Source organism: Lysinibacillus contaminans (genome assembly GCF_001278945.1).
Lineage (GTDB): Bacteria > Bacillota > Bacilli > Bacillales_A > Planococcaceae > Lysinibacillus > Lysinibacillus contaminans.
In genome coordinates, this window is sequence record NZ_LGRV01000003.1 from 2,143,564 (window position 1) to 2,169,059 (window position 25,496).

Sequence of the window (25,496 nt, forward strand, 5' to 3'; positions counted from 1 at the left end):
TCCAGTACACTCCTTTCATCAAGGGCTTGTCTGTACAAAATTCCCACCCTTATCGTAGTAGCCGTATACAATATCCGGATCATTTGATTGTTGTTTATCACCATTATTTACAGATGATTCACCTGGTTTACTTGGTGTATCCGGTAAACCATTGCCATCTAAATCTAGCTGTAAATCAGGATCATTCGGGTTAGTTGAAGACGTATCCGATTCACTACCACCTGCTGTAGTAACAGGCTGTTTTGTAGAGCGAACGACGATTCGATTAATTGGTGCATAAAAATCACGACTTACTAATACTTCAGAAGAAACGCCATTTTCAGTAATCGAACGATACACTTCAACACGAATGCCTTCTTTCCCCTCTTGTACTGTCTTTTCTTGTCCAATCGCTATTTCATCTGAATATCGATAAATGATTCGTGGATCCACAATACGATCCTTTTCTACTCGTATTTTTATTTCCTTTTCTTTTGTCTGTGAGAATATTTCTAATTTAATAGAGTTACCTTCTGTTGTAACTTTAACCTTCCCTGGCTGTTCAGTAAGATTAACGAACTGCAGGTCTTTTTCTAACGCTTTATTGATGGACGCCTCTGTACCTTGCTGAAGGTAAGATGGAATTTCATTTTGCGCGTGACGCTCTAAAATCTCATAATCTGTTTGTAGCACTGCATTATAAAGCATAGATGCAATGAAATCTAAACCCTCAAGATTTGCAAGCTCCGTATTATCACCCAATAAAGTTAATAGGGAAATATTTTCGCCTGGCGCAATAACAAAATCGTTTAAAATACTTCCTACCTCTACAACACCTAATGTATTTACAGGAATCTCTTCAATTGCTAATGCTAATCTTTCTGCTTCAAGTGAAGTCGTATCCAAGACAGCTGCTTCTACTTCATGTCCTTTTAAATAAGAAGCTTGTCCCACAACAGAATTTAATGTATTCTCTACATCCCAAACGCCGACTGCTTGTAGCTGTGCTTGAACTTCATCATTAAGCACTACATGTAAAGGGATATGTACAGTTTGATCGCTTTCCCAAAATGCGTACCAAGACTTATCTGTCATACGCTCGTAGTCCGCAACAGAAGATGCTACATCAAAAACAAATTGACTTGGATCGATTGTCGATGTCACACCACCACCTGTAACTTTTACTGGGGTAGCCAGCCATTCCGTCACTGCCACTTGTACCGCCGCTTCGATTTCCTTTCCCTTCAAATCGGCTACCTCCACACCACCAATGCTAGAAGCTTTCGACACTTCCTTCGCATATGTTGTAGGATTTAACACAATATTTGGTATCGACATCGCCATTAGTATGGCGATTAAAGTTAGTAACGTCATTATTTTTAAGCCTATTCTCATGCTCACATCCCCTTCCCACTTAACACTTTTTATTTAATTTTCACTATATTTAAATTAATAAACTCATATAAACAGAATACTATACAAAAGTATGGTTTGAACACCACTATTTACCTAATCATTGAATTTCTAATAGTTAAAAAATAAAAGACTATGTCATTCAACACAAAAAAAGTTATGTAAAGAGCATAAGATCTATTCCAAGAGGGAATAAATCCCTATTAATTATAATTAAACCATATATTAACTCTAAAAAAACCGACAAAAATGTGAAATTACCGTATTATGGTACATATATCCCTACTTAAAAGGTATTATTATCTGTAAACGGAGGATATTCTTGATAATTCTCAAATCCGCACAGATGCAATTCCCGACTAGTTGTGATATACCGTTTCTACGTATTATGGTGGGAATTTATATCTTCATGGTAGAGTAGAAATTCATGGGGATGTAAAGTCGGATGAGAATTTGTGTTTTATCTGAAAGGGCTTGCTATTTAAGTAGAAGTGGAGAGGATATTTCAGCGGTTTGGTTAAATGACGTTCCACCTAAATTAAACAAAGATTCAAAAAGTGAAAGTTGTTCACAATAGTTAACTAACTACATACTTAATATGAAATTGCCTTTACCACTATTAGATTATACTTTACATACCGTAGTTTTTTACATTTTCGAACATTCGAATCTTATGTATATTTACCGTTTATTAAGAGGTATACTTCTTTTCATTTAATCAAAACGACAATTCTCCAAAACGACATACAACATTAAAATAAATAAGCTGTTTTTCTGGATTCTTGTAAATTTGTTTTATGTTGTTTTTTATAGACAGTTCCACTGATTTTATTATAAAACAAAAATCCCCATACTTATTCCTCCTTAGAAAGAAGGCGATTCTAAATGAAAATACCTACTTTAAAACTCCGACTTAACGAATCAGGAATATCGTTAATAGAAGTTGTCGCATCAATTGTCATTATTTCGATTATTCTTATAAGTTTCTTTTCACTCTTTATAAGCACAGCAAGAACAACAAAAACATCCAATGACATTCTCGACGCAACGTATTATGCACAACAAGAAATGGAGAAACTCTATAGCCTTTCTCAAAATATCGTGGTTCCAAAAAAGGCAGATGACCGTACAAAAATTAAAATTGTTGAAGATGCTATCATAGCTATTTCGACTGAAAAAAATTATGAAAAAGATGTAAATAACCCTACTGTATTTTTAAAAGAAGGCGATACAACAGTGGATCCAAATAACGATTTTTATTATGAGCTTAAATTTAGCTTCTATGATTATAAGAAAAATTTAACCCGTTTTGTGATTCTAGTATATGACAAAGGCGATACCGAACGAACAACTCCAGAAGCACAAATGGAAAACATCTTTGAATGGAGGGCAAGGTAATGAAATTGAATAAAGAATCTGGTTTAACACTCATTGAAACATTAGCAGTTACAATTATTGCAAGTATTGTCTTACTATTTCTTTATTCTATTATTAGCCAAAGTTCGAATACCCATCAAAAACAAACTATGGCCAATAAAGAAATTAACAATGCAGCCTATGCACTCAAGGTAATTACAAAAGATATAAGGAAACATCCTGAAAATGTAACTCTACCTTCTGATACTGAGTTGAAGATAAAACCTGGTACTGAACCAGAAATCCATTTTGTCTTTAACAAAGAACAAAAAACAATTAATCAAAATGGCAAGATTTTATCTACAGGTATTGACAATTTCCTAGTTAGTAACTTCACATTAGAAGAGTTAGCTAAAACTCAAAATAATACTAGTTCGCCAAACTTTAACTTAATTTCTATACAAATCACAAATTTACAAGGAAGAACATACTCTACTGAATTATATTTAAGAAAGGGGAGTCCATATTGAGAAAAAATACTGTATTCGTAAACGAACGAGGCTCTGTTTTTATTATTACGCTCTTACTCATCGTTTTGATTTCTGTTATTAGTTTCGCTTTAATAACTATGACGAGTAACACATTAAAAATAACCAAACACGAACGAACAGACCAATCAGTTTTTTATATTGCGGAAGCTGACTTAAACATCAAACGAGCAGACATCAACTCGGAATTAGAAGGTGTTTTTCAATCTATTTTAGATGGTTATAAAGACAAAGAACTGGATCTTGACAAAATTAACGGAGATTATCTTTCTGCTGCGGTCTCTCATTTAAATAAAAAACTCATTTTTGATCCTACAACAAATAAAAAAGAATATAAATATGCAGAAGTAAAAAGTTACAAACATCAAAACGGTCATGAACCAGCTTCACAAGTAATACTAAAGGAAGGTCCAGAATCTAATTCCTACACTTTAGAATCTACAGCAGACATAGATGGCATTACAAGAACAATATCACAAACTTTTTCAATTAAACTACCCGATATACTAACTGAACCAGGCGACGAAACACCAACTAACTATAATTTCTGCTTTGGCGTACTTGTTAATTCATTTGAAGCAACCAATACTTATTATACAAATGCAGATATTTTTGCATTAAATGACTTGAAAATTAAAAACGGCGGGGAATATTACAATATTTATTCTAAAGGATCAATAACATTAACGAATACACCTACCGTTTACGGGGACCTAGTCGCATTATCAGATATTACTTTTGAAAGTGGCGGAACCTATAAAAAAGATATTATTTCGAACGAAGATATTTACTTTAAAACACAGAACGGATACTTCACTTCTACAGGCAACTTTTTTGCTTTAAATGATATTTTAATTGGAAAAAATATCAATACTGTTTCAAACACTTTTATGTATTCAAATAAAAATATTATCAACCAAACAAACACATACCCAACTATTAAAGGGGTTATTTTTGGAAAAGAAAGCATTCAATCACTAACCGACTCAGCCAGTGCATTGGGGAGCAAAAGATATTCCATAGGGGAAATCGTTTACAAGAAAGGAAATAATACTACCAATATACGCGCTAAAGATGAAGCAGAGTTCAATCAGTTTTTAAGTAATGAAAATATAAATTTAAACTATTACCATGAAAAATTAAATAAACTAAGAGGCACACAGGATACTTCAGGGAATACTGATGATTGTAGTAGCCAATCATTTGCAAATGCTCAAATTCCATCAGCACCAAAATTTTTAAACATTGTTGATGATTCTCTTTTGACAGAGTTATCTAGCATCTCTACGGGGGCTAACAATTCAATATCACTATTGAATGATAGCTATATTCCAAATATCTCTATTCGTAGTAACGCGACTCTAACAATCGATGTAGGTGACCAAGATCGAACACTCGTTATTGACGACTTAACATCTAGCGGTGGAAATATTCGAATTAAGGGGACAGGGAAACTAAATATTCTCGTTAGAAATAAATTATCCATTGTTGATTTCCTTGCCAGCAATGAAAGAACCCCTTTTGATACAACGATTTATTATGAAGGAGCTAGTCCTTTATCATTTTCCAAGAAAGTTGAGAGTAACTTGTATACAAAATATAGTTCTGTATCGCTAAGTAGTGCACATATCTCTGGAAATCTAATTGTAGGAGGTGTACTTAATAATTCTGGCGATACAAAATTCGGAAATGAAGATCACCATATTGTGATTCTAGCCCCTAATTCTTCAATAAAATTCGGCGGTAGTTCTACAATATTCGGAACAATTATTGGCAATAAAGTTGACACTATTGGAGCCAATACAAAACATATATATGATAAAAATAAATTGAATACAGATATATTCGCACCAACATCAGGACCTACCTACTCAACAGAAGGTGGTTTAATAGACCCTGAACCACAAAAGGAGATTTAACTGTCCATTACCTATAATAATTACTATGTAAATAACCGTCCTTCATTGATAAAAAGTCGATGATAGGCGGTTTTATTCTGATTACTTTATACATAGCCAACTATCTACCGCAAATCCATCTTCACTATAACTTCTTCAATCTGCTCGATTGTGAATCCTGTGTATTTCGGATAAGATCTATCGCTGCATTTTGGACTAACAAGTTGCGAACAATTTCCCGCTTTGCTATCTTCTTTTCCTTTTTCTAATGCTTATTGTTCTCGTAATTAAGCTTCTTAGATAGTTGCTTCCTTATTCATTAAATATTTTAATCGACTTTTAATTAGAGAGATTTGTTCTTCTTTCGAACTCAAATCTTGCCATGAACGAAATGACTGTAATATTTTTTCATCCTTCTTTGCAATTCCCTCCAATTCACAGTAGATGTTCTCCAACACTTTTTTATTACGTCGACCACGTTTCCTTGGTAGCAAATAGCTATTTTAACAACACATCATTCCATAGGTCTAATTTATTTTGATGCCAAGTTTCTAGTAGTTTCCGATTTCCAACAAAGCGAAACACATTAACGTCCGTTAATTGAAATTGCTCATTGTGACTAAACTAACTAATTTAGATTGCCTATCTTACAAAGGGTTCCACTAATTTATGTATGTTATAGCTGACTTGGTCATGCCCTTCGACTTATAATAATGTCTACCCTCTTCTCTTAGACACGTCGCATTCGCTCTTAGATTATCCTTCTAAGCTCTTAGAACATAAAATTTCGAAAGAGCTCTTCCTCCTCTAAGAAGTCAACCATGGTAACAAAATCAAAAAAAGCCTACAATTCTGCTTAACAAAATTGTAGGCTTTTAATTATTTAGAAAATGCATTTCCAACTATATTTAATCATCAATAGCCTACTGTTTAACCATTAATCTTATAACCCGAAACATCCTCATCCAACACAAACCCAGTCCCTCGTTGTTTATTAGCATGAGTAAAGAATAATGCTGTAATCGCCATCGCCCCTACTGCACCACCAACATAGGAAGCTGTTAACGGCAAGCCGAAGCCCATCGTTGGTTCAAATAGAATGTAGACAAATACCATGCTTGTCATGAAAATGGCTGGTACGGTCGCGATCCAGTGATTCTTGAATGATAGGAATAGATACATAGCCCCTACCCATAACGCAATAACCGCTGTCACTTGGTTTGCCCAAGAGAAGTAACGCCATAAAATATTGAAGTCCATTTTCGTTAAGGCATAAGAAATAACGAATAGTGGAACCGCAATCCAAATTCGACTAAGCATCTTGCCTTGTGCAAATTTGAAGTAATCAGCGATAATCATACGTGCTGCACGAAACGCCGTATCACCTGATGTTATAGGTAAAATGATAACGCCTAGAATTGCCAATGTACCACCAATTGAACCAAGCATCAGAAGTGAAGCCTCACTTACAACTGCCGCTGGACCACCTGCAGCGATCATTTCACTTAACCCACCGTAACCATTAAATAAACTCATTGCGGCAGCTGCCCAAATCATAGCAATAATACCTTCTGTAATCATCATACCGTAGAAGATTTTACGGCCTTCTCTTTCATTTTTCGTCGTACGCGAAATGATTGGCGATTGTGTTGCATGGAAGCCCGATAGTGCCCCACATGTAATCGTAAAGAAAATCAGTGGGAAAATCGGTAGTGCTGCTGGGTGCATATTTTTTAGTGTTAATTCAGGAATTGGAGAGCCTGTCACAACAAGGCCAATCCCTACACCTAACGCTGAAATCACTAATAGTGCACCGAAAAACGGATAAAAACGACCGATAATTTTATCTACCGGCAATACTGTCGCTAAAATATAATAAGCAAATATGACAAATGTGATAATGGCGATACTAATTTTTGCTTCCATTAAATTAAAAAGCAACATTGCTGGTGACGATACAAATACAGTCCCTACAAGTACTAACAATAATAGCGCGAAAACGTTTACAATATGGCGCATGTATTTACCTAAAAACTTAGAAGCGAGTTCTGGTAAATGGGCACCACGGTTCCGAATCGAAATCATACCAGTTAAATAGTCGTGGACTGCACCGGCAAAAATACAACCAACAACAATCCAGACAAATGCCACTGGACCGTAAAGCGCCCCTGCAATAGGCCCAAACACTGGCCCAACCCCGGCAATGTTTAACAATTGGATAAGTGAGTTCTTCGGCGTTGACATTGGAACATAGTCAACCCCGTCAGCGTTCACATACGCTGGTGTTGGTCGTTCCTCTTTCTCACCAAATACCTTCTCTACATACTTTCCATAAGTGAAATAACCTACAATCAATAATACGATACAAACTAAAAACGTGATCATCTAAACACCCCTTTAATTTTCAGAATTTTCACTATACAACTGATGTTAACATTCTAAATAACTTGTAACAATATCTAATTTATAGCGAAAAAAATCTTCTTTTGTAGAAAAACATTGTTTTTTGTATTAAAAAAATTATTTTTCCGCGAAAAAAAGAGATTCCAAAGCATACGCTGGAATCTCTACACAATTATTTTTTTAATAGGCGATTCGATAAGAATAATCCTAGCCCACCTATTGTCATAAATAGCACTGCACGTACAAATAAGTCGAGAGACGATAAATCAATGAATACGAGCTTTACGATGGCAAAAGCTAAAATCGCAAAGCCTGTTAACCTTAGAATTCGGAAGCTTCGAATTATGCTAAGCCATAGCGAAATACTCGCGGTCATAAAGAGCGTTATCGTCGTCAAGGCAATACGTAACGTCCCATCCAGTAACTGATTGTACGTTAACTGGTACAGCAGTCCCCATACAGTAATCATCACAAGCACAATTCCTGTACTCAAAACATGATCTGTATATTTCTCCGTCAACTTCTTGTATTTTTGTGCAATGGTACCATTCACATAAACATCCACCAAAATAGCCACAATTACCGCGATATACACAACCCTTGTTACGATATTGAGCCATTCTATCCCCTCCATATTGTAGGGCATCAATGTAAGCAACAGCATTGTTAACAAGAAAAGCCCACCAAGTACTGGTGACAACACCCGCCCTATATACTTTTCTGGCACGATCAGCGATGCCGCAAAAAGGACAGCGAGTGCAATATACATTAAGTGTGGTATGCCATTAACACTTGCAAAATACGCTGTATCTATCTTGGCGATATAGGACAAAAAGTAAACACTCGTGATGACGGCTAACACATCAACCACATACAATTCCTTCATCACCGTCTCAAAGCTAGTTAGCTCCTCTTTCGGTCGTTTCAAATAAAGATAAATCACAACTAGATACACTAACGGTAACACTAAACTTACATGGTCAATACTTAAAAATGGCGTTGGTTCATGTATGACATAACTTAAAATGACTGTAATCATAAATATAAATGAATTGATTGCCTTCATGACACTTGCTCTTAAGCGCATGGCAATCATTACACCAACAAACGCACTAAACGGTAACAGTAAACGTTCAACATCACTAGGCAAATTCATTACAATAAGTATATTGAGCAGCGTTACAATTGCAAGCGTCCCAGCAACATCAAACGCTTCTTGCATTTTGTGTCGATGCCCATAAAATGCTAGCCCTACAAAAAGTCCAAGCATAATAAGTAGCAGTAATTCACTATATTCCAGATTACTAACCATTAAATTCAGCAATAGTAAACTAAAACTGCTTAAAGTAAATAGCAAACCTGCATGTAACTGCTTCCATTTTGGCTCTCCAATATTCATACGGCACCAGCTCATGAAGAACATGACCAATATACCAAGCAAGCTAAGAGCAAAAACAGTCTTATTGTCACTATTTACAGATGATAAAATGCTAATAGAAATTACTGAGAAAAAGGTCGCGACATATAGAGCGATTTTTTGCTGATGCAAAATAATAACAGGTTGTAGTGCGCCAAATAGCACCACAATAAAGCCTAAAATAATGACAGGACTAAAATCCATATATTCGAGTAAATATGGTAACAGAAGTGAAGTAAAGGCTACAAATGTTGTGAGAACTTCGTTTTTCTTGAAATAGCTTATGGCTATACCGTATCCGATATATAGTAGCGCTATCATAAGTGCCACATACAATCCCAATATTTCATACAAAATTGCACCTGCAGCTGTCGTTAAAATCCCGATGATGAATGCTCCACCATATAACGAAATCGTAATGGCTTGTGAGCCGATCTTCTTGATCTCAACCTTATAAGCTGTCACCGTTAGTGCCACCGACAGTACGTAAGCGAGGATGATTTTCACCCCGTTGGATAAATAGCCGTAATCGCTCACTAATTTGAGTCCCCATAATACCCCTAACACCAAAATGACCATGAACACTTTTGGTAACGCCCACATGATACGTTCCTCTAACGTGTGCTTTGGTTCCTCGACATTTTCAATTGCTGATTCAAGCACTGGTTTTGGCTTTGGTTCTACTGGCGGGCCTATGATAATAGGCTTACTCACAAAACTTTTAGGACTCTGCTCTTTTTGCTTGTGTCGCTTCAATGCGTCTACTTCCTGCCGCAAATCCACAACCTCTTGCTCTAACTTCGCGATACGTTGCTCCATCTCCGTTGACATTCGACCACCCTCCCTACTTTTCAATTCTTTCATCGTAACACATTTACTTAAATTGTAAAATTACACTTTTTATTCATTTGCAATTATACCTTATTTTACCTAAAAGAAAGGTCGTCCCGATAGTTATAATTTTACTAAATGCCCTTTTTTAAAAAGGTCTGCGAAAATTATCTTGGTCTTCTATACATCCGAGCGCGCTCGCTATCACTCATGCCCCTCGTTGTTGGATCAACAATAACCCCCATTAACACGAGAATCGATAAAACTGTATTTAAGATGAATGTTAGCTGCTCGCTCATCCCACTCATCATTTCATAGCCACAAAAAGCCCCAATCTGCTGTGCCAATAACAACACTAAAGAAAATAGTGCCAATAAAAACGGCTTATGCTTGAAACGTATTCCCCAGTTAATTCTCATTAAAACTCACCTCCCATCCTTCCTTAAAACATTATATGTAGCAGCGAAAATGGAGCATATGCAGAAATGGAGTTTTAGTAACAATATTAATTTCTATTGGACAGCACTAAAACAGTCAGTCTCATGGAATGAGACTGACTGTAAAAACTATTATATTAAATTCGCCTATTTTATTATGCATACGTCAAGGAGTTTTTTGCGAACTCTGGGTATTTTTCTGCAAATTGCTTCATGCTCTGTTTAAAAAAAGACGTTTGAGAAAAGTTTTTTGCAAGCTTCATTTCATCAGAATACATTAAGTGATGATTGAAGTGTTGCTTGATAAAACGTTGGACTGGATGATAGTGTGTATTGATGGAAATAGCTCCGCACATTTCAGGTTGATCGACAATATAAATTAAATCGCATAATACTTTCTGTCCATTGAAGTAAAGCTCGACAGTAATATAAAATGTTTTCTTGTCACAGCGGTTTAACTCAAAGCTATGAAAAGAGATTCCTAAGTGTTGCAAAGCGTTAGGAACAAGTGACGTGGGCTTTTTTTTAAATAGCGTCATCGATAAAGGCTCCTTTTCTACATAGTTCATAAACCGGTAGTACGTCAGCAATTTAAAAGATCAACATTCAATGACTACTTTTACGTTTAATAACTTTTTTGCATGACTCAAAAGATGTTCTTTTTTTGACTAACTTCTATTTCTTCCTCACGACCTCTCTAAAATTCTTCCCTTGTTGTCATTCACTCTACTAGACGAATGTTAAATTTAGGTTAAAAAAAGGATAATAAATTAATTTATTTTGGTGTTTGGTCATTTATTAACGACAGCCTGCACATAAAATTTCTAGTACTCTCAAAAATAAATTCAGCAATTTAACATATCGATGAATTTTATCAGTACCATCCTATGGATTTTTATAATAAAAACCAGTATCCTCATTTTCCAGGACGTAAGTGGCGTCACCCATATTTTTTAAAAGTGGATGCGCTATGAACTTCTTTCGTATTAGGTATTATATTAATCTGCCCCCATTGGTCAAGAATTGTATAGAACTAATAAAGTTGGAACCAATAACGTTGTGTACCTTTTATTCTGATTTATAATTTGCAAAAAAATAAAAGAGCTAAATGAAAATTAGCTCCTTTATTTCAATCTCTACATATATTCGTATTACTTTTTTTGATTAAGGCTGCTTTCTAAAAGGTTCTTGCTTCTCCAAACTAAGTAAACATCTAAACTTATAAAACAATTGAACCTATAACTTTGAACTGCGCCCTATAAAGTAGACAGTTTAATAAAAAAAGATGCCGTACTATGTAGCAATTAGATAACTTCGGAATGCTGCCGGAGTTATCTTTTTTATTGTCCAAAGAATGATTCCATTGGGGCATTATCTAAACAATTTTCTCGTCAATCGCAATAATTTGTATAACGGGATTTAAGCTAATTGAATATAGAAAAACCCCGAATAGGTCTACTTTTTTAGAGTATCCACTATTCGGGGTTCAGTTCAGTATGCACTGTTCCTTCTTTATTTCGTGTTTTTCAAAATATTTCCCGGACAATATATTATATTGTTCAGCGAGACTCGACAATTTATTTCAAATGACGAGTTAGTCTTTCATATGCATTTTCCACACGATCTTCTGTTGGCGGCTCTGTATCTTCTAGAGGATATTTCAAATTAAGTGCTTCCCATTTATATACGCCTAGTTTATGGTAAGGTAACACTTCTACTTTCTCTACATTGTTTAAAGTGCCAATAAATTCACCTAGTTCATCTAGATATTCATCAAAATCTGTAATGTTAGGTACCAGTACGTGACGAACCCAAATTGGCATGTTTTTATCTGATAGATACTGTGCAAATTTAAGAATATGATCATTGTATTTTCCAGTTAGTCGTTTATGCTGGTCACGATTAATATGCTTTAAATCAACTAAAATAAGATCTGTATACTGTAGCAATTCATCTAATTGGCTTAAATATTCCGGACGTTCAGAGAAATTTCCACCTGAAGAATCAATTGTTGTATGAATCCCTTTCGCTTTACATGCCTTGAACAACTCTGTTAAAAATGGCATTTGTAATAAGGGTTCTCCACCACTAACCGTAATACCTCCACCTGATGCTTCCATAAAAGGTCGATAACTTTCAAGATCTTGAACGATTTCATCCACCGTCATTATTTTACCTGTGCCAATTTCCCAAGTATCTGCGTTATGACAATATTGGCAGCGAAGCAAGCAGCCTTGTGTAAATACGATATATCTAATTCCTGGTCCATCAACTGTACCGCATGTTTCAATGGAATGAATATTTCCTTGCATATTAAAATTCGCCTCCTAGCTTCTACCCATATAATTATGAAAAAGCAAGGTCTAGTAAAATAAAAGACCAAAATGAATAACAACTGTTATGAGCGTGTCATTCGAATTTGGTCTTTGTATAACTACAGCGCCTAAAGCTTGTTTCTCATTTCGAAATAACTTTTAGACAAAAGGCTGTATAAGTCGCTTTATTTATTACATACTTCCGTGGAATGTACGGTTGATTACATCGATTTGTTGTTCACGCGTTAATTTAATGAAGTTAACTGCGTAACCAGATACACGAATTGTTAATTGTGGATACTCTTCTGGATGCTCCATAGCGTCTAATAAAGTATCACGGTTAAATACGTTGATATTTAAGTGATGACCTTCTTTAGATGCATATCCATCAAGAATTGCAGCTAAGTTAGCTACTTGGCTAGCTTCATCTTTACCTAGTGCTTTTGGTACCATTGAGAATGTGTTAGAGATACCATCTAAAGCATGTGTATATGGAAGTTTAGCTACAGATGCTAATGAAGCTAATGCCCCTTTAGTATCTCTTCCGTGCATTGGGTTTGCACCTGGAGCAAATGGTTCACCAGTACGACGTCCATCAGGAGTATTACCTGTTTTCTTACCATAAACTACGTTAGAAGTGATTGTTAAGATGGACGTAGTTGTTACAGAATCACGGTAAGTTGCATGTTTGCGAAGCTTAGTCATGAATGTTTCAACTAAGTTTACTGCAATTTGGTCTACACGATCATCGTTGTTACCGTATTTAGGGTAGTCACCAGTTGTTTCGAAGTCAACGGCTACACCATTTTCGTCACGGATTACTTTAACTTGACCATATTTAATGGCACTTAAAGAGTCAGCAACAACACTTAGTCCAGCGATACCAGTTGCCATTGTACGAATAATCTTTGTATCGTGAAGTGCCATTTCGATTCTCTCATAAGCATACTTATCGTGCATGTAGTGAATTACATTTAATGTATTGATATATAATTCAGCAAGCCAGTCCATCATTGCATCGAAACGATCCATTACTTCTTCGTAATCTAAAATATCAGAAGTAATTGGAGCGAAACGTGGAGCAACTTGAATTTTAAGTTTTTCATCCATTCCGCCGTTGATTGCATATAATAGAGTTTTTGCTAAGTTAGCACGAGCACCGAAGAATTGCATTTGTTTACCTACACGCATTGCAGATACACAGCAAGCAATTGCGTAGTCATCTCCGTATTCTAAACGCATGATGTCATCGTTTTCATACTGAATCGCACTCGTTTTGATAGACATTTTCGCACAGAAGTTTTTGAAACCTTGTGGAAGCTTTGTAGACCAAAGAACTGTTAAGTTTGGCTCTGGAGCTGGTCCAAGGTTTGATAATGTGTGTAAGAAACGGAATGAGTTTTTCGTTACTAAAGGTGTTCCGTCTACTGAAACACCACCGATTGATTCAGTTACCCATGTTGGATCTCCACTGAATAAATCGTTGTAATCAGGTGTACGAGCGAATTTAACAAGACGTAGTTTCATGACGAAGTGGTCAACTAATTCTTGTGCTTCTACTTCTGTTAATGTGCCGTTTTGTAAATCTCTTTCGATGTAGATATCTAAGAAAGTAGATGTACGACCTAAGCTCATTGCTGCACCATTTTGTTCTTTAATAGCGGCAAGGTATCCGAAGTACAACCATTGGAATGCTTCACGAGCGTTAGCAGCTGGAGCTGAGATATCAAATCCATGAGCAGCAGCCATTTCTTTTAATTCGCCTAAAGAACGAATTTGTTCAGCAAGCTCTTCGCGAAGACGAATTGTTTCTTCTGACATGACTTTACCTGTATTTTTAAGGTCTTTTTTCTTTTCGTTGATTAAGAAGTCTACACCATATAGAGCTACTCTACGGTAGTCGCCGATAATACGACCACGACCATAAGCATCTGGAAGACCAGTAATGATACCAGCTTTACGAGCTAACATCATTTCTTCAGTGTAGGCATCAAATACACCTTGGTTGTGAGTTTTGCGATATTTAGTGAAGATCTCTTTTACTTCTTCATCTACATGGAAACCATACGATGCGGCAGCTTGTTCAGCCATACGAATCCCACCGAATGGTTGTAATGAACGTTTGAATGGAGCGTCAGTTTGGAAACCTACAACTTTTTCTAAATCTTTGTTCAAGTATCCAGGACCGTGAGAAGTAATAGTAGAAACGACTTTAGAATCTAAATCTAAAACGCCGCCAGCTTCACGTTCTTGTTTATTTAAATCCATAACTTGAGCCCAAAGCTTAGTAGTAGCTTCTGTAGGTCCTACTAAGAATGAATCGTCTTTATCGTACACTGTAATATTGTTAATAATAAAATCACGTACATTGATTTCTTTATTCCAATTACCTGATTGAAAGCCCTTCCATTGTTCCATGCTGTTTTCCGCCTTTCATAGTCATTTATATATAATACAGAAGATCAACCTCTTATGTAACAGATTATACATTCACAATGAATTAGGATAAAGTATTCTCAATAAAAATTTTTGAAAACTTTATGAACGGATGTACACAAAACGCCTGAAATGGTTGTTTTTAGTATGGGAATTGCGTTAATATGAGCATTTTATGTGATGGCATGTTAATATGACCCATTGTATTATAAGTTTACCTTTTAGGTTTTTTTCTAAAAAAGGAAAATCTGTATTATAAAAAAAATCGAACTGTATTATAAAACATCTTTATTTTATGTTCTGTTTTATAGCACCACGGAAGCGATTACAGAAGACAAACAAACCGAAAGAAAAAGGATTCAATTCGAATTCTTCCTTTATGATGGTTGCAAGTCCATCAATATATTTCCCAAAGGATGTACGCTGCATAGGAATCAAGGTTCAGTGTACACATCTTATCGATATCAACAAGCTGTTAAAGGAAAAGGCATTACCATGAACATGTCCCGTAAAGGAACGCTCGCTGATAATGCCCTTATCGAATCGTTTCATTCTGCATTAAAGTCTGGTACGTTCTACTTAGACAGTTTGAGGAGTGCGTAGAACAAACTGTCTAAGGCTTTATAAAGTATTAGTACTGTATCTAAATACAAGCGAAGCGAGACTAAACAACCAGTTGCCGGTACAATACCGATAACTGGTTGAATAAATGCTTTTTTTTGACCTCCGTCTCATATACGGGGGCCAGTCTGGTTGTAAATTTGGCCTTTTTTATTACATTTATGCTAATATTGTCTCTCAGTTTACATGGTGAAATTTATAAGATCATCAGAATTAAGACTATAAGAAACAACTTTCTCCTTGTACTGCTTGACTACATCCACGTGATTATCGGAACTATAAACAAAGAAATTAACATCTTTTTTCCCTCTTTTTACGTTGATGACAAATGGAGTAATATTAGTCTCTGGATTTAGAAATAATTTTTCATTTCCTGGAAAAATATAATGTTTTTTTAAAAAGTTAGCTTCATTAAAATAGTCAGTAAATCTAATCTTTTCTTCCTCTTCTAAATGCTTTCCATTAAACGTTACAGTAACATCTTTTGAATCAAGTTCTGGATGAAGTTCAAATTTTCTTAAAACCCATGCCACAAGTGCACTTGGAGGACTCATTAACAATTTAAGAATAAAAAATACTACCGAAATAACCCAAATCCATGTCATATCATATCAACTCTTTCATTAATTATAACTGGTAACTAATATACCTATAGGTGCTCATTTTAATAACATTAATATGTTATCCCAAAAACTCTTTTAGAACGTAATTAACTAAATCCTCATTTTATTCATGTGAGGCAACATCAGTTACGCTGTTTTTCTTTGATGTTAAACGATGGCCCTGAAGCTTGAATTACATTCCAAGGTTTTTAGGGAAGCTCAAGCTCACTTACTCTTTGAAGTCTTAATTGCTGTCTCAATTTTAGTTTCTTTTCCATTCTAAACGATATCCACCCAGTCTAAATTTTAAGGTAGTAACTATGTTATTTCTTTCAAATTTTGTTATCTTGCTTTTCTTTGTTTACAAATAATTTAAAAACATCCGGTCTTGAATAGTGTCCAACAGGATCAAAGTCAAATTGACTGTAGGCTATTTGTTTCAAATCAAGGTCTGCTATGATAATTTCTTCTTTTCCCCAAACAGGTCCAGCAACATACTCACCCAAAGGTCCAACAATTGCACTTCCCCCATCACTCATCACTTCTGGACTAGATTTAATGTCATCATAACAAGCTAGATCCTCAGGATACATATCCTTCGTTACATATTGATTACAGGACAAAACAAAGCATCTTCCTTCCATTGCAATGTGTCGAATGGTGGACTGCCATGATTCCCTTGTATCAGCAGTTGGCGCAATATAAAGTTGAACTCCTTGTGCGTACATGGCTGCCCTAGCGAGAGGCATATAGTTTTCCCAGCAAATTAATGCTCCTATTTTTCCATATGGGGTATCAAATACAGGCAATGTACTGCCATCTCCTTCTCCCCATACAATCCGCTCTGCTGCAGTTGGTTTTAATTTGCGATGTTTTCCTAACAATACGCCATCTGGACCGAAAAATAACACAGAGCAGTAAAGGGTACCGCCACTAAATTCACTATCTCTCTCAATGACACCCATGACAAGGTATACACCTGCTTCACGTGCCGCATCACCAAGTAGTTCCGTAGCTTCACCAGGAACAGGAATCGAGTTCTCCCAATATCGATACCAATCCTTTCTTCCATCGTCCGTACGGCTTCCAATAATTGTGCCAAAGGATAATCCTCTAGGATAGGCCGGGATAAATGCCTCCGGAAAAACAACGATTTTGGCGCCCTTTTCTCCGGCTTGTTTTATTAAGTTAATGGCTTTTTCTATGGTTGCATCACGATCCATAAATATTGATGCAGCCTGAATTACAGCAACTCTAACACTTTTATTTTCATTTATCATATTTTGGACTCCCTCACAATAAAACGTATTTTTACGAATATCATTAAAGCAGAATCATCCTTACAGTATTTCTTAAATATTAGACATAACTTCATACTTCCTTTGCTAATAAATCATTAATACCACGATAAATTAATTCAAAAAGCTCTTCTAAATCTTCTTCTTCCACACAAGAAAAGGCAATTCTTAGGTCGGTTGAGTTGATCGCTATTGTACCTACTCCATATTCATTCAGCAAATGTAGTCTTAGCTTTTCAGCATCTACTTGTGCTAACTTTAAACAGATAAAAAAATGATAAATTGTAAATCAATCCACACACTTAGCCACAAATAATTATGAATTAGCCTATATGGATGTTTCTTATCCATGTCACTATCATAAATATTTTAAACATATTTTAAACCATCCACTCTAACACTTTTTTAGCCATCCAATTGTATATAATTAACAAAATAATCTTAGTTAACAAATTATGAATCTTTGAATATAAAAGATACTTTTTCAGAAGTAAATGTTTATAAACAATTAAGAGCTTCTGCAAACCTTTTTATTCCTTCATCAATCGAATCTTCATCTTCTCTTGCGAAAGTAAAACGGACAAATCCATTTTTAGATCCCATTGTAGAACCAGGAACATAAATGACTCCTCTTTTAATTGATTCTTCAAGTAATTGGATTTCATTATAATTTTTTAGTATTTTACACCATATATGAATGCCACCTTGAGGAATAGAATATTCTACCTGGTCTTTTAAATAAACATCAAGGCTTTTTATAATTTTATCTCTTCTTTTTTCTAATTCCTTAATTAAACGTTTTATATGAAAATTGAAATTTTCTGATTCTAAAAAATCATTTGCTATCCATTGTGTATAGCTAGAATGTCCAAAGTCGATTTGCTGCTTTGCATCGGATAATCTTTCAATCACCGATGTTGGGCCAATAATCCACCCTATTCTTAACCCTGAGGCAACAATTTTGGACAAAGAACTAATGTATAATACGTTTCCGTTCTTATCTATTGATTTAAGGGTTGGTATTTTATTTCCTGAAAAAGCTGTTAAACTATAAGGATCGTCTTCTACTACTGGAATCCCAAGCTTTGAGGATATATCTAAAATAGCTTCTCTTTTCTTTACACTCATTAAGGAACCCGTTGGATTTTGAAAATCTGGATTTAAAAAAATCATTTTAATACGGTGTTTTTTATATAATGACTGCAAATCTTCTGGGTTTATTCCATCCCTATCGACAGGTAGATAATGTATTTGTATACCTGCTGATTTCAAAATTGGAAGAGTATAATTGTAAGAAGGATCTTCTATTGCTATTGCATCTCCAGGCTTTAACAAACATTGTACAATTAAATGTAATGCTTGTTGTGCGCCTGATGTTATAAGTATTGAAGAAGGTTTGGTTTCGATTCCCCGACTTTTTTTTATGTGTTTTGTAAGGGTAGTTCTAAGTATTTCACTCCCCTGTGGATGATCGTATCCTAGACTCCCAATAAAAGAACGTGTTGAAGTTATTTCTCTTAAAAAGCTTTTTGGGAAAAGATCTTCTGACAATTCTCCAGAAGCTAAATTAATTAATTTATGGTCTATAGCTTCTTTTCTTATTTTTTGTGTTACAGGTAAATTAGGTAAAAAAGAACCCGCCTCAATATACCTATTCCAGCTAGGAATACGTTTCTTTGTTATACCCCATATATCTTTACTAATGGTAGTCCCACTGCCTCTATTTCTTTCAATTAGCCCAATCGATTCTAGTTCATCATATGCATTAACCACAGTACTTCTGTTTAAATCCAAAACATTAGCTAAGTATCTCTCAGATGGTAAAGGTTTATCAGGTGGAAATGTACCATCTGCAATTCCTTTTTCAATATATTCTGCGAGTTGTTTATATATAGCTTTTTTTGCTTTTCTATCAGGTTTCCAATCCATATATACTCACCTCATTATTTCTATAAAACTTGCTTAAAACCTATCTTTTAGCAGTGTCATGCAAGCTAAAAAATATAAATATTAATATGGCTCTACACCAAAATCTGTACTTGACAGCACATTCCACTATAGGCGGACGCTTTCCAGGGGGCGAGCCTTGAGCCGCTTCGTCGCTACGCTCCTGCAGGGTCTCAAGTTGCTCGCTAATCCCCTAGGAGTCGCCGCCTTCCGTTCCATGCGCTTGCATATAGTGGGGGTTATTATAAGTCAAGTACATTGGTAATGAACCATTAATATAAGTTCATCTGTAATTAACCGTCCAATTTAAACAATCAACATTTTAATATAAGAACCCTGATTTGACGCCTATTTACTTCAATAAAATTATACTAAAAATACTTTTCTAGTTTAGACCATTTTGTGTTATATCTCAGAACTTTTTGTGTTTCAATTTTTGCGCAACTATTATAAAAATCAATTGCCAATGTTTTGACCGCGTATCACTAATCCATTTACTTGTCTTTTGTGTGAAAGAACAGTTATTAAAAGCTATGCAAGATCTTTAATTACCGCCATCCAATAGTGAAATAAGTTGGATTAGAAACTTATCCCCAGATTCCAACTTTATTTGTCCTATACAAAAAATTAATTCCATTCAGAAATAAATTGACAGAAAATTCAATGCGTTGTATGGTTAGTTACATAACTAATTAACCATGTAACCAGGAGGTGGATTGTGACGCATTCTTTAAACAATGAAAAACCTATCTTCCAACAAATTCGCGAACGCATTGAGGACGCTATTCTCGATGGACACTTACAGCCAGAAGATCGCATTCCATCGACAAATGAATTTGCGAAGGAATATCAAATCAATCCAGCTACCGCTGGAAAGGGCGTGAACGAACTAGTGGATAAAGGGGTTATCTATAAACAACGTGGAATTGGTATGTTTGTCAGTCCACAAGCGCGAACGATATTAACCCTGGAACGAAAGGATAGCTTTTTTACGCAGCACATTGAGCCATTGAAAAAAGAAGCAACTAGATTAGGCATTTCAGATGAAGAATTACAAAATATGTTACAAAGGGGATAACGTATGATCATCGAAGCGAGAAATGTTAGTAAATCGTATACGCACAAGCAGGCGCTAGAAAATATAAACTTCACAATTGAAGGACCAAAAATCATTGGATTTTTAGGACATAACGGTGCGGGGAAAACGACATTTTTAAATATGTTAGCTGGCCTCTTTTCTGCAACTGAAGGAGAAATTTGTGTCAACGGTGAAAATGTCTTCAATGCCCCACACGTTTTAAGTGAAATTTGCTTTGTTGCTGAAAGTGGAAATTTTCAAGACGAAATGACTGTTGCACAAAGCTTAAAGGCAAATAGCTTCTTTTATCCAAAATGGGATGAGGATTTTGCAAAAGAATTGTTGCAAGTATTTGCCCTCAACCCAAAAGACAAAGTGAAAAGCCTATCAAAAGGGATGGTGTCTGCACTTGGTATTATTACAGGCTTTGCAAGTCATGCAGCCATTACGATTTTTGATGAGCCGTATATCGGGCTAGACGCGGCAGGAAGAAATACCTTTTACGATTTATTAATTGAACAGCAGGCTGAAAACCCAAGATTGTTTTTGTTATCGACGCATTTAATTGATGAGGCGAGTGCGTTATTTGAGGAAATTCTTATTCTCCATGAAGGCAAATTATTGTTGCAAAAAGATGCCGATGAATGGCCTCAGCATGTCGTTGCAGTAAAAGGTTCCCCCAACCACGTTGAACAGGCAATTGAAGGCTTTGAGGTTATTTACAAGCAGTCCTTCATGCATGAAATGACAGCAGTACTTTTTACAAATGGCAAAGAAATTGAGGCTGAAAACATTACGATCGGAAGTGTGTCACTGCAAGACATGTTGGTGTATTTAAGTAAAAAAAAGAAGGTGGGGTCAACTAGATGAATGTGTTAAAAGGAAGCTTTTACGTCTTTTTTCAAAGCTATAAAAAGCAAAATATCATTTTCTGGTGCATTTTGTTTTCCATTGTCTTTCTATCGTTTTTTTTAGATTCATTTTTTGGTAAGTATATTTCTTTTGCCATCACGATTTCCATTCCTGTTTATATTTTTTACAGCACCATGGCTTCGAAGATTTTAAATAGAACAATGCCGTATTTTTTAAAACTTGGTTTGAGTCGTATACAATATGTATTACATTTAGGCCTATTTTTTCTTGCTTGGAGTATTGCCGGCGCTTTCATTATTGCTTGTACGCATGAAATCATCACATTCTTTTCTGAACTGTTAGACGTGAAAGATATCATCATCATTCATCCCGTTTTACTCTTTGATACTACCCAACCATTTATGCTTATTGTTGCTTTAGACTTTGTATTACTTTTGTTCTGCCTAATTTCTGGGTTGTTACTAAATGTGGTCTTTTATCGTTTAGGGACAATCGGGGGCTACAGTTTTATTGGGATTCTTGCTTTAATTCCGATTGTTATGGTCATTTTCGAATGGTATACACCACTTTTTGAGGTACTGTCAAAAGCTTCGGTTTTCTCAATACTAAGCAGTTTGCTACTCATGACCTTCTTGATCTACAGTGTGATTACAGGCGCATTACGAAAAGCTTCGGCGATTCCTGCATAACGTTTCACCCTATACAAAATATGCAGAAAAAACATCTAAGAATTGAATCCTGGCCATAAGATATAAGGTTATAAGAAAATTTTCCATGAAGGGAATCGACCTAGTGAATAAAAAGATTGGTTTTACAATCGTTGGATTAGAATTTCTTTTGATGTTTTTCTATGTTTTAAATGGAGCCTATGTATCAATTACACAACCTTCTAGCCCATTTTTACAGTTTGTCATGCTGATACCACTAGCAATAGGGCTCTTTATGTACATTGCTTCCAAAAAGAAGTGGGACCATTACTTCTTTAGAAAGATCGATAAAGAAAGTATTTTAATAGTCTCACCACTTCTTCTTGTTTTATGTATTGTTTTAATAAGCTCTAAAGGCTTAAATTTTGAATCAATTACTGATTTACTATTCATGTTCATCATGCAGATGTTCGTCGTTGCATTTATTGAGGAAACTGTTTTTAGAGGAATCATGCTTCGGATGCTGTTAGCGAAAGGTACGTTTACAGCAATTTGGATTTCTAGCATACTTTTTGGCGTGACACATTCTTTACAGCTTCTTGGTGGCCAATCGGTTGAAGATACAGTCATACAAATTGTTTATGCGCTGCTAGTAGGGCTTGTTCTTTCTTTACTCATCATGGATGGTCATTCAATTATTATGACTATTCTATTCCATGGCTTTAACAACTTTTTCAATTTTATGGGCAATGAAGAGAGTTCTATGATGTCCGCATCTATCATTATTTTTGTTCTATTTGTATATACGATTTTCCTTTGGAGACGTGTGAAGAAAAAAGTGCATTTTCAAGTGCAAATATAACATCGTGAATAGCAAACAATGCCAAGGCTACTCACTATTGCACTTGGCACTTTTAATTTTATAGGTTGAACATTAGAATCTAGATATTATTCGCTCACGCATAGATTAGCCTTTGGAGAGGCTCTTCTAGCCGTTTCTAACTTATTTCTATCTAGTTATTCGATCTTGCATACCAAGTATCAGCATTGGAAAATAGGATTTTCTCAGCTGCTTTTGCATCAAATGTCTGTTGAATCAGGTCAATGTCCGTTACATGGAAGGGACGCTTTGCACGTGTGGATGGCAAATCCGTGCCAAACATTAAGGCATCGGGATTCGCCTTATATATTTCCTCCATGGCCTGTACGACATTGACCTCGACTCGCCCAAAGCCAGTTGCTTTCACACGAACCCCCTGCTCCACAAGCTGTACTAAATGCGGTAAACCCGCCTCCGATAAACCTAAATGATCAATTGAAATCGCCGGTAACTGCTGAAGAATTGGTGCAATTTCCGGTAATTCCTGCGCATCGATATACAGCTCACTATGCCAACCGACCAAATCAAACACGCGTCTCGCAAAATAATCAAGCTTCGAAATATCCATCGAACCACCACGTTTGATATTGAAACGTAACGCCCTCACACCCTTGTCATGCAGCCCCAAAATTTCTTCATCTGTAACAGTGTAAGGCAATTGCGTTACTCCATAAAAAGTCGGGCCCATTAGCGCAAGTGCTTTTACTAAATACCCCTGATCAAAGCCTTGAAACGAACCCGAAACAATTGCTCCACCCGCTACATTGAAGTTAGCTGTTTCACGTAAATAATCTTCCACCACATAACTCGGTGGTATGTATCCTTGATTCTCAGAAATCGGAAAATCAAAATCAATGATATGAAAGTGTGCGTCAAAAATCTTCATAAACTCTCCCCTTACATTCAGTTTAATCTTTCCAAAATAATATTAATACGACTATCCACGAAACTACTGTCGCCTTCAGGAATAATTCTTTTGTCTTTTTTGCTTGCCGCTCATTATCCCTCATGGTAATTTGAATGAATTTACGTACACCAAGCCCGATGCTCCAAGCAACGACGAACAATAAAAATAACGTTGCTACAAATTTCACATTTGGAAATGCTTCTTCGGATGTCGAATAGATAATTCCATTTAAACCGAAATACAAAAATGCAATAATCACTAACAAATAACCACTTAATATCAGCTTACTTTTATTAGGCATTATTGATCCCCCTATTGCCCGAAAAAAGTATTTTTCCACGAAAATATAACTCACAGCGCCTTCGCTGATTCGAGCGTTCTTTATTCACATTAGATTTCTTCTTTCTTCCACCTATAAAAATTATAAAACAGTTGTAAGAAGAAGCCTGATAAAAACAAAATAAAAATTATAAGATTTTCGTAAATTTGCAAATCAGCGAATATGTTTATCGAAATAAGCGCAAGAAAAATTAAAGGAAGATTCCATAAAGTACGCATCATTTTCTTACGATAACTTAATCTGTAGTAAATAAACTCAAATCCATTATCTACTTTTTCTTTGTTCCTAAAAAAAAACGAAACAATTCCGCTAACTCCAAACCCTATAATAATTGGAATAATGGCATTTAGTAATATGGACAAATTTCTACCCCTAACTTTAAAGGATACTCTTCAAAATTTTCTTCACGTGCATCTTTAATAGTATTTTCATAAATTTTTTCTATGTCTTCTTGATTGCAAACCGTTACTATCATTACTAGCAACATCCACCATAGTCGTTTTTTCCAACGTTTATACCCCTTTCAAGTTATAGCTTTTAGTGACAGTAGTTTTATCTCATCATTTCACTGTATATGTATAGGTTATAAAAAGCCGGCACAAGTAGCGCAACTGCTAGACAAAATACTGCAGCTAATTTAGATTGTTTGATCAATCGCTCATCGTTGTTTTTCAGATGTTGAAAGAAAGTTAATACAGAGTAAAGGCAAAGTAATATAAAAATTATTGAAAGAATGCTCACCCAGTTTGCTGCACCAAATAAATTTAAATTCCCCATAAAAACACCTCCTTATTTTTGAAAGATAAATACTTGATTATTACAGAGCCATTTTTTCTAGAGTCTTATAATCCTTTGTTCTGCTCATTTCAATGTTATTTCTTTTGGCGTACATCTTCAATTGGTAAAAAACTTCAAGCGGGCTAAATAACATTATACGTATATTCCAGCCCTTATGTAATTTCACAATGGCTAGTTGCGTAGTCCAACCTGCACATTTGAAATGGATTGCCTGTACATCCTGCGCGTTGACTTGTTTTTCATACATTAAAAAGTTGAGAAATTTGATTCGATATCGTAACGTTTGTTCATCTATTTCAAATTCATACTTCACAAATAACAAAAGCACACAGAAAAGAGCTAGTAGTACTACCAATGTCATAAAAATTAGGTTCCCAAGCTAAAGAGGAAAAATATTAAATCAAACCCAAGGAGATACACGAACAACTGCTTTTGCGAAGTGGCTTTATATATCAAATAATCCCCCTTTAAT

Annotated in this window: 23 protein-coding genes and 2 pseudogenes; 8 read left to right on the top strand and 17 right to left on the bottom strand. The window is 35.5% G+C overall.

Going from position 1 to position 25,496, the window contains the following annotated elements:
- Positions 1–18 precede the first annotated feature (18 nt).
- Positions 19–1,374, bottom strand: coding sequence for a VanW family protein (locus AEA09_RS12610; RefSeq protein ID WP_053584184.1), 1,356 nt, complete (start codon positions 1,372–1,374; stop codon positions 19–21).
- A gap of 903 nt (positions 1,375–2,277) precedes the next feature.
- Here AEA09_RS12610 and AEA09_RS12615 point away from each other — a divergent pair.
- From AEA09_RS12615 to AEA09_RS12625, 3 genes are read left to right on the top strand one after another with little or no spacing between them, the layout of a single operon-like run.
- Entirely contained in the window at positions 2,278–2,790 is a 513-nt protein-coding gene (locus AEA09_RS12615) for a hypothetical protein (RefSeq protein ID WP_053584185.1), read from the top strand.
- On the top strand, positions 2,790–3,278 hold the full coding sequence (locus tag AEA09_RS12620) for a PilW family protein (protein WP_053584186.1): 489 nt from the start codon (positions 2,790–2,792) through the stop codon (positions 3,276–3,278). The genes AEA09_RS12615 and AEA09_RS12620 overlap by 1 nt, the downstream gene beginning before the upstream one ends.
- On the top strand, positions 3,275–5,215 hold the full coding sequence (locus tag AEA09_RS12625) for a PilX N-terminal domain-containing pilus assembly protein (protein WP_053584187.1): 1,941 nt from the start codon (positions 3,275–3,277) through the stop codon (positions 5,213–5,215). Before AEA09_RS12620 ends, AEA09_RS12625 begins: the two co-directional genes overlap by 4 nt.
- A gap of 909 nt (positions 5,216–6,124) precedes the next feature.
- Here AEA09_RS12625 and AEA09_RS12630 read toward each other — a convergent pair.
- From AEA09_RS12630 to tnpB, 7 genes are all read right to left on the bottom strand, one after another.
- Positions 6,125–7,579, bottom strand: a complete 1,455-nt coding sequence (locus AEA09_RS12630; RefSeq protein WP_053584188.1) for a carbon starvation CstA family protein — start codon at positions 7,577–7,579, stop codon at positions 6,125–6,127.
- A gap of 190 nt (positions 7,580–7,769) precedes the next feature.
- Positions 7,770–9,845: a DUF2339 domain-containing protein gene (locus tag AEA09_RS12635; protein ID WP_053584189.1), complete on the bottom strand. Its 2,076-nt coding sequence runs from the start codon at positions 9,843–9,845 to the stop codon at positions 7,770–7,772.
- 167 nt (positions 9,846–10,012) lie between these two features.
- Positions 10,013–10,264: a phage holin gene (locus tag AEA09_RS12640; RefSeq protein WP_053584190.1), complete on the bottom strand. Its 252-nt coding sequence runs from the start codon at positions 10,262–10,264 to the stop codon at positions 10,013–10,015.
- Positions 10,265–10,437: 173 nt separating this feature from the next.
- Complete coding sequence (locus tag AEA09_RS12645; RefSeq protein WP_053584191.1) at positions 10,438–10,821, bottom strand: hypothetical protein; 384 nt, start codon at positions 10,819–10,821, stop codon at positions 10,438–10,440.
- A gap of 1,038 nt (positions 10,822–11,859) precedes the next feature.
- The gene (gene pflA, locus AEA09_RS12650) at positions 11,860–12,594 is read right to left on the bottom strand and encodes a pyruvate formate-lyase-activating protein (protein WP_053584192.1); all 735 of its coding nucleotides are present in this window, start codon (positions 12,592–12,594) and stop codon (positions 11,860–11,862) included.
- A 195-nt stretch (positions 12,595–12,789) separates the two neighbouring features.
- On the bottom strand, positions 12,790–15,015 hold the full coding sequence (pflB, locus tag AEA09_RS12655; protein WP_053584193.1) for a formate C-acetyltransferase: 2,226 nt from the start codon (positions 15,013–15,015) through the stop codon (positions 12,790–12,792).
- Positions 15,016–15,321: 306 nt separating this feature from the next.
- A complete protein-coding gene (gene tnpB, locus AEA09_RS20655) occupies positions 15,322–15,462 on the bottom strand; it encodes an IS66 family insertion sequence element accessory protein TnpB (RefSeq protein WP_425412005.1) in 141 nt (46 codons plus the stop codon).
- Between tnpB and AEA09_RS20335 the strand changes: the two are divergent.
- Positions 15,448–15,618, top strand: a pseudogene (locus AEA09_RS20335) (IS3 family transposase); the annotation flags it as partial. The gene tnpB and the pseudogene AEA09_RS20335 overlap by 15 nt on opposite strands.
- Positions 15,619–15,836: 218 nt before the next feature.
- Here AEA09_RS20335 and AEA09_RS12660 read toward each other — a convergent pair.
- From AEA09_RS12660 to pdxR, 4 genes and pseudogenes are all read right to left on the bottom strand, one after another.
- Positions 15,837–16,259 carry a YfmQ family protein gene (locus AEA09_RS12660; protein WP_053584194.1) on the bottom strand — a complete coding sequence of 141 codons (423 nt, stop codon included), beginning with the start codon at positions 16,257–16,259 and terminating at the stop codon, positions 15,837–15,839.
- A gap of 329 nt (positions 16,260–16,588) precedes the next feature.
- Positions 16,589–17,536, bottom strand: a complete 948-nt coding sequence (locus AEA09_RS12665; protein WP_053584195.1) for a carbon-nitrogen hydrolase family protein — start codon at positions 17,534–17,536, stop codon at positions 16,589–16,591.
- 91 nt (positions 17,537–17,627) lie between these two features.
- Positions 17,628–17,828 (bottom strand): annotated as a pseudogene (locus AEA09_RS20340) (aminotransferase class I/II-fold pyridoxal phosphate-dependent enzyme); the annotation flags it as partial.
- Between the two features lie 224 nt (positions 17,829–18,052).
- Positions 18,053–19,483: a MocR-like pyridoxine biosynthesis transcription factor PdxR gene (gene pdxR, locus AEA09_RS12670; protein ID WP_053584196.1), complete on the bottom strand. Its 1,431-nt coding sequence runs from the start codon at positions 19,481–19,483 to the stop codon at positions 18,053–18,055.
- A gap of 736 nt (positions 19,484–20,219) precedes the next feature.
- On the opposite strand from pdxR, the gene AEA09_RS12675 reads away from it, so the two are divergent.
- The 4 genes from AEA09_RS12675 to AEA09_RS12690 all read left to right on the top strand — a co-directional run bounded on the left by AEA09_RS12675 (position 20,220) and on the right by AEA09_RS12690 (position 22,961).
- On the top strand, positions 20,220–20,579 hold the full coding sequence (locus AEA09_RS12675; RefSeq protein ID WP_053584197.1) for a GntR family transcriptional regulator: 360 nt from the start codon (positions 20,220–20,222) through the stop codon (positions 20,577–20,579).
- A gap of 3 nt (positions 20,580–20,582) precedes the next feature.
- Positions 20,583–21,449 carry an ABC transporter ATP-binding protein gene (locus AEA09_RS12680; protein ID WP_053584198.1) on the top strand — a complete coding sequence of 289 codons (867 nt, stop codon included), beginning with the start codon at positions 20,583–20,585 and terminating at the stop codon, positions 21,447–21,449.
- Positions 21,446–22,141 carry a hypothetical protein gene (locus AEA09_RS12685; RefSeq protein ID WP_053584199.1) on the top strand — a complete coding sequence of 232 codons (696 nt, stop codon included), beginning with the start codon at positions 21,446–21,448 and terminating at the stop codon, positions 22,139–22,141. Before AEA09_RS12680 ends, AEA09_RS12685 begins: the two co-directional genes overlap by 4 nt.
- A gap of 103 nt (positions 22,142–22,244) precedes the next feature.
- Positions 22,245–22,961, top strand: a complete 717-nt coding sequence (locus AEA09_RS12690) for a CPBP family intramembrane glutamic endopeptidase (protein ID WP_245622839.1) — start codon at positions 22,245–22,247, stop codon at positions 22,959–22,961.
- 151 nt (positions 22,962–23,112) lie between these two features.
- On the opposite strand, the gene AEA09_RS12695 is transcribed toward AEA09_RS12690, so the two are convergent.
- From AEA09_RS12695 to AEA09_RS12710, 5 genes are all read right to left on the bottom strand, one after another.
- On the bottom strand, positions 23,113–23,865 hold the full coding sequence (locus AEA09_RS12695) for an amidohydrolase family protein (protein WP_053584201.1): 753 nt from the start codon (positions 23,863–23,865) through the stop codon (positions 23,113–23,115).
- 22 nt (positions 23,866–23,887) lie between these two features.
- Positions 23,888–24,187 (bottom strand): hypothetical protein, encoded by a 300-nt coding sequence (locus AEA09_RS12700; RefSeq protein WP_053584202.1) that lies wholly within the window; start codon positions 24,185–24,187, stop codon positions 23,888–23,890.
- An 89-nt stretch (positions 24,188–24,276) separates the two neighbouring features.
- Positions 24,277–24,588, bottom strand: a complete 312-nt coding sequence (locus AEA09_RS12705; protein WP_053584203.1) for a hypothetical protein — start codon at positions 24,586–24,588, stop codon at positions 24,277–24,279.
- A complete protein-coding gene (locus AEA09_RS20505; RefSeq protein ID WP_281176727.1) occupies positions 24,573–24,701 on the bottom strand; it encodes a hypothetical protein in 129 nt (42 codons plus the stop codon). Before AEA09_RS20505 ends, AEA09_RS12705 begins: the two co-directional genes overlap by 16 nt.
- 77 nt (positions 24,702–24,778) lie before the next feature.
- Positions 24,779–25,003, bottom strand: a complete 225-nt coding sequence (locus AEA09_RS12710; protein WP_053584204.1) for a hypothetical protein — start codon at positions 25,001–25,003, stop codon at positions 24,779–24,781.
- Positions 25,004–25,496 lie beyond the last annotated feature (493 nt).